Genomic DNA, 6,000 nt, shown 5'->3' with positions numbered 1-6,000 from the left:
TTGAGCTTGGCGTGCTCCGCTTCGATGTCCCGCAAGCGCTGCACATCCGAGGCCCCCATGCCGCCGTACTTGGACTTCCACACGTAGTAGGTCGCCTCAGAAATGCCGAGCTCGCGGCACACATCCTTGACCTGCCGACCGCCTTCGACCTGCTTCAACGTCGCGACGATCTGGCTCTCAGTGAACTTGCTTTTGCGCATCGTGGGTCTCCTTGGGGCTAGTTTGCCCGGAGACCTCTAGTGATGGGTGGAGTGAGCTTAAGGGGAGTCGACAATTGAACGCCCCGAGCAACAGAATCTTTTGGATCAGCATCTCGTTACGTTGACCGATGTTGAGCGGCAATTGCTTGGCTCATCGAACTTAAATACTGATTCGGTAGCAACATCGACTGGGTAGTAAGACGCACCCGTAGTGACATATGCCGTGGAAAGCCGCTGACTTAATCCCATCCGTCGCCATAGAAAATAGAAGAGTCGGGTCCGCAGCACCCGCCCTTCCTTGTTGGGCTAAATCTGGCCCAGCCTTTTCGCCTACGCTTCCTCGCTGGGCCAAATCTGGCCCAACCTTTTCGTCTACGCTTCCTCGCTGGGCCAAATCTGGCCCAGCCTTTTCGCCTACGCTTCCTCGCTGGGCCAAATCTGGCCCAGCCCTTTCGTCTACGCTTCCTCGTTGGGCCAAATCTGGCCCAACCTTTTCGACTACGCTTCCTCGCTGGGCCAAATCTGGCCCAGCCTTTCTGACTACGGTTCCTTGCTGGGCCAAATCTGGCATAGCGCTCACAGCCTGGGCAATCCGGCTCTAATCACAGTGGTATGAAGCCTAGATGCGGACCGCCCGGGCACGACGGGACGACGGGTGCGCTCTCAACTTCCGTCGGATCCCTGCGACATCTACAGAGGACGCCCGCACATGGATCCCTGCCGTACCTTGCGCCCGCCTGGCGTAATGAAACGTCGCTGTTGCGTCAGTCGCGTGCCCCATTAGAGCTGCTAGCTCTTCCAATGGCACCCCAGAGGCTTTGGCATCCGCCGCGAACTGATGTCGGAACGAATAGATCGATGGATAACGCTTCCGACGACCAAGTATTGAGCGCCCCGCCCGCGTCATGAAAAGCGACACCCGCCTAAGCCACTCACTGAATGCCAAACCTCCTGGGCGTTCTTGGATATGGGAGAGAAGTGCCCGGACGGCATTGGCCACAATCGGCTGATCAGGCGACAAGTGCAGTCGACGAAACATTTGCCCTGCCCGATGCTCCCCGAACTTGGCATTGCGAACTACAAGCACCACCCCGTCCTCACGCTCTTCCAAATAAGCCTGGCCCCACTCACATGGACGCAGACCCGTTAGATAGGTGGCTCCGAGTAATACTCCCAAGGATTTTGCCCAGCGATAGTGGTCCATATTCGCGCGAAGAAAGCGAATAATTTTGACAAAATCTTGTCGACCACAACCTTTCTGCTTGATAGCAGACGTGCGCGTTCCTCGCCTCATGGCACCGGTCTGCGGTTCATTCGATAAGATCTCGAGCGCACCTTGAAGCTCCCGAGCACGAATGTCGTCCCTGGAGCCACAGGCCAATTCCTCGAGATGGAACTTTAGCGCTGCCTTATTCTGGCGCCAGGTCGACTTCGATACAGACGGCTTTTGATCTATCAAATAGCGGACGGCCAACTCTGGCGGTAATGGCTCATGAGGACCAAGGCCATACAAATTCGATACCCGGACACAAATTTCGCGACCACGCTTGGCATACGCCTTTTCGGTCTCAATTGATCGGCTCAGCACGTTCATCATTAACGACTCCCTACGTTACCTCGCGCTTTGAAGTAAGAGGTAACGCTTTAGCGATACCTCTTCGCCCTGCGACAACTCGCTGGACATGCTGGCTGGACGAGCGGCAAGCCACCTAGCCGCTAAGCGCGTGACCATTGCTTGCGGCCGCCACTTTTGAGGCTTGAAGTTGGCGAACCTCATTTGCGAGACGAGCGTCATACTCGGCTTGAATTCGGGCCCGTGCTTGCCGCCCCACCCAGGCGAGGCGCCTTTTTCTTCGAGCCTCAATGCGACGCTCAAAAGCTATCTTCGGCGGCACACGAAGCTGTCCATCTCGCGCCGCGTGCGTCAAATAATTGACATACGCCTCCATGTCAGCGATCGGCTTCGTCGCCTTGGCTGACTCGTCTGGATGTAACTTCGACCAAAGTTGAAGTGTCACTTCATGCCGTTTACCAGGCACATTGCGAAGCGCGCGACGAAGGTCCCATTTCGAATAGCCAGAAGTGTCGTAGCCACGCGAAGAGATATTTCTATCTATAGAATCTTTTGGTACGTACAACGTACTAGTACGTACCAATGGTTGAGGATCTTTGAATGAGGTACTTGCTTCGCTGCAGCGTTTGTCGGTCACCGAAATTCCCCGTGTGGTTGGAGTCCAAAGTCTACCCAGGAGCTCAGCACGTGTATGGATGATTTCTTAGCTTTTGAAAAAAAATCGTCTCCAGATCGGCAGGCACACACCATCGACCGTTTTCAGATCTCCGAAGCCTTAGATGCCGCAGCAAATCGTTATGCGTCATCGAAGACTTCGCGGTGGGACGAGCAGCTCTCTCATCTACGGCACGCTTTGGTTGATTTGTGGCAAGCAGACCCAGGCGTTATTCTTGTAGCTATCGAGCATTTCGAATGGCTCACGGCACGTGCGACGAGCAAAACTGGACTTCGGCAGCGCGATGTCATCAAACGGGCGAGATTGGACTTCAAAAAGGTAGTGCTGGAGGCGTTTCACGTCTTAATGCTGCCCCGCGCTTATGACGTGCTATTCGAAGGGCATGCGGGTGCCGCGGATTTTATAAAGGTCATGGAGAGCTCCATTGACCTTTGGGAGGTGAAGAACGATACCCTCCCTGAGAGGGCAGACACGTTACGGCAAACAACCGATCTTCTTTTCGAGATCGCGTGGTTTGGCCACAGCCTATTACCCACCAGGCCGTCCACTATCGGTGGCCACCGCACGGTGAGGACATCAACGGGCCGGGAGTTTTGTGCCCTCTGCTTCAGGCCGAGCCACCGATACAGGATCCAACATAGTCTTCAAACCTCGCGGTGGGCCTTGGAAAGTCGTGAACGACACCGCTTTCTGTTCACTCGCGCGTGTCCAGCCCCCTCACTGTTACAAGAGGAAATATCGCCGCATCAGGCTTGCTCTAAGTACTGCGAGGAACGACACAGCATTCGGGTTGGATCAGATAGCAAGCTGGATGAGAAGAACGCCGCGATGCGTTGCTCAGACGGCAAGCTATCCAACCGCGTGGCGTTCGATCAGGAACTCAAGAACCTTACCGGTACTCTTGATAGCTTGATGCTTGCAGCACCACGATCGGTGAGAATGAAAAGGATGGTTGCGTGGTATCGATGCCATCCATTGTTCGCAAAAAGAGAAATTCCCCCTCGCCTCACATTGATCACCGCCAACCGTTACCGAGCGGAAATGGTTGTGAATCACATTCTGAAACCCATCCCAAGGGCAGATCACGGCGAGACAGCGCTTCAAGATGATGTGCTACTCATTGAAATCTGGGCAGTCGGCCTGGCGAAGATCGTCCGCCACGATGGTTCGACAACTTTCATTACCAAACCAGACTCCGAAGGCGCATTCCGACATGTATTCGCCGAGTGCACAGACAAGGCACTGAGCGTTCTGGATATTGGTGGGAAAGATCTGACGGGTTTTGACGTCGCCGTGTTTGAAGACCTAGGCATAGAGCTCCAGATCTCGGATAACTTCATCCGGTTCGTTTTTGAATCGCCAACCTGGCTTCGATTGGCCTGTGGCCTCCGCACCAAAGGTGCGCGCTGAAAGCTTATAAATTGGACATACGGGAGTCTCCGGGCGCGATAGCCTTCTATCAACACACCGCGCTACGGACCCTCCATGGCTAACCGTCTTATTCGACTTACAGAAGTTAGATCACGTACCGGCCTAGCACGCTCGACTATCTACGCGAAGGTCAAACTCGGGCTGTTTCCAAAGCCCGTGAAGTTGGGCCACCTCGCGGTCGCATGGATCGAGGCAGAGATCGAAGCCTGGCTCGAAGCACGTATTGCCGAGCGCGATATGTCATCTAGCGCAATTTCAAGCCGACACGCTCAACAGGATCATCGGCCTACTTCGTGATCCGACGATCGCCGACCTCCGAATGGCCCAAACTGGACCATTTACGGATTGTCTCAGTTTTGATCACTCACTGATAATTGGTGCCTGAGCAAAGATCTTCTTGCGCCACGCTCGCATCGTATCGAAAGAAGACTCTCGACAAAGCGATAAAAACATAACGTCAGATCCTGCCTTTGGCCCGACTCATCCAAGCAGTCGGCCCGCACCAGCACCCCTGATAACACCGGCTAATCGCCCTTAATCGCCCGGCCACGACGTCGGTTCTCGACCAAGTTCAGACACTCGCAGTAGCTGAATCCCGCCCAGAGGATCATCATGAGTGGCGCGTCGCACGCGGCCTCTGGGGTTTGGATAATCGCCTTGATTACCCCTTTGTCCTTGAGACTAAGCCTTCCGTGACTTGCACGCGGATGGCTAAGTTCCGCCACTTCAAGCCGACACGTCGTGCAAGGCAAATTCCGATTCGTCCAGTTGGAGTCTGCAGGGACGGATCCTCAGCTGAGTCAATCCAAGCCAGTGTCTGAGGTCACCGACCCAGGTTGCGGCGTGCCATTCAGGCGTTTATGCCAGTCACCGAGGTATGTGGACTGGCCATTGGTTTCGTAAAAGCGCTTTGCAATTTGCTCGTGCTGCCACGGTAGATCAGGGATGAAGCGAAAGCGCCCGTGTACGGCATTTTGGCCGGGGCCGATGACATGATCGACCTGCCAGAAATTTTTCCCTTGCTGGCGCCCCATCAGGACGCCACCGGATTCGAGGGAAAATGTAGTGGATGCTTCGGCCTCACATATGCTGCGGAACTTCGGGCTCATCTGCACTATTGGCATCTTCATTCCGGGTTCGCTCGTGCATGCAAGGACAATGAGGAGGAGGAGGAAGTGCGGATGTCTCCCATGCCGGCGGCATGGCGCCTCCATGCTCATCCCGCAAGGCCAAGGTATAGACCGTCGATTCACTACGAGTTTTGCCCGAAGACAATACCCCTACCGCAACGCGCATGGCTTGAAGCGACAGTTCTTGCAAGTCGTAGTCGGCATCTTTGAACGTACGCTCAGTACAACCGGGCGGCTGGATCAGATCGGTCGAATCTGCTCCAGGTGGAGAAGGAATGGATGCCTGAGCTTCCTCCCGGTGCCATTGGAGGCACACCGGACAGCCTCCGTCAGGCGTATGCAGCACGACGGTGCCGCCGGTGACATCGGGAGTAGCGCCAAGGTGAACCAAAGGAAGCCCTGCGCGCTGACCGTGATCCCACAGTAGGCGATTGATGCCATGGGAGGCCGACGCATCGATGATCAGGTCGACGCCGCGAAGTATCTTTTCCAGTACCTCATCATCGATCTGCAGTTCTTGGGTCCCACCGAGCTGATGCACGAACGGCTCCACCTGGCAGCTGGGGTAATGCTGATCGATATACTGTTTTAGAGCCAGGACCTTGTACTTGCCCCACACCGCGGCACCGAGCGGCCAGCGGATACTGTTGCCAGGCTCTAGGTCATGGTCAAGTAGGCGCAGCTCAGAGGCGCCGTTGCGTGCCAATTCGATGGCGAGAGGAGCTCCAAGCGCGCCAGTGCCGATCACGGCGATGCGCTTACCGTTAAGGGCACCAACCGCGGGTACGCGCTCGCCAATGTCCCTCTTCCCTGCACGGTAAACCGGAATGACTCGACTCTCACCTGCTTGTTCCCTCTCTGACTGAAGTGGCGCAGGGGGCCGACATCCATGCCAACAATCCAGCCATCACCGATCTCCCTCTCGGTAAGTTCCGTGGGGTGAACGAATGCAAAAAAACGAGCGCCAAGGCCGTGACTGGAAAAAACCAA

General features: G+C 55.5%; 6 protein-coding genes. 2 read left to right on the top strand and 4 right to left on the bottom strand.

Annotated features, from left to right (window positions below; translation table 11 throughout):
* The coding region (locus tag ABIC75_RS20670) for a transposase (protein WP_354015775.1) at positions 1 to 200 on the bottom strand (200 nt) is incomplete at its 3' end.
* Between the two features lie 619 nt (positions 201 to 819).
* Positions 820 to 1,797 carry a hypothetical protein gene (locus ABIC75_RS20665; RefSeq protein ID WP_354015774.1) on the bottom strand — a complete coding sequence of 326 codons (978 nt, stop codon included), beginning with the start codon at positions 1,795 to 1,797 and terminating at the stop codon, positions 820 to 822.
* Between the two features lie 667 nt (positions 1,798 to 2,464).
* Here ABIC75_RS20665 and ABIC75_RS20660 point away from each other — a divergent pair.
* Both ABIC75_RS20660 and ABIC75_RS20655 read left to right on the top strand, forming a co-directional pair.
* The gene (locus ABIC75_RS20660) at positions 2,465 to 3,859 is read left to right on the top strand and encodes a hypothetical protein (protein WP_354015773.1); all 1,395 of its coding nucleotides are present in this window, start codon (positions 2,465 to 2,467) and stop codon (positions 3,857 to 3,859) included.
* Positions 3,860 to 3,934: 75 nt separating this feature from the next.
* Positions 3,935 to 4,177, top strand: a complete 243-nt coding sequence (locus ABIC75_RS20655; protein ID WP_354015772.1) for a helix-turn-helix transcriptional regulator — start codon at positions 3,935 to 3,937, stop codon at positions 4,175 to 4,177.
* Between the two features lie 503 nt (positions 4,178 to 4,680).
* Here the strand turns inward: ABIC75_RS20655 and ABIC75_RS20650 are convergent.
* On the bottom strand, positions 4,681 to 4,989 hold the full coding sequence (locus tag ABIC75_RS20650; protein ID WP_354015771.1) for a hypothetical protein: 309 nt from the start codon (positions 4,987 to 4,989) through the stop codon (positions 4,681 to 4,683).
* Positions 4,961 to 5,809 (bottom strand): ThiF family adenylyltransferase, encoded by an 849-nt coding sequence (locus tag ABIC75_RS20645; RefSeq protein WP_354015787.1) that lies wholly within the window; start codon positions 5,807 to 5,809, stop codon positions 4,961 to 4,963. Before ABIC75_RS20645 ends, ABIC75_RS20650 begins: the two co-directional genes overlap by 29 nt.
* Between the last annotated feature and the right edge of the window lie 191 nt (positions 5,810 to 6,000).

The sequence above is a fragment of the Dyella japonica genome (genome assembly GCF_040545895.1).
Lineage (GTDB): Bacteria > Pseudomonadota > Gammaproteobacteria > Xanthomonadales > Rhodanobacteraceae > Dyella > Dyella japonica_D.
Note: the sequence above shows the minus strand (reverse complement) of the source record. Positions and strands in the feature narration are given on the sequence as shown.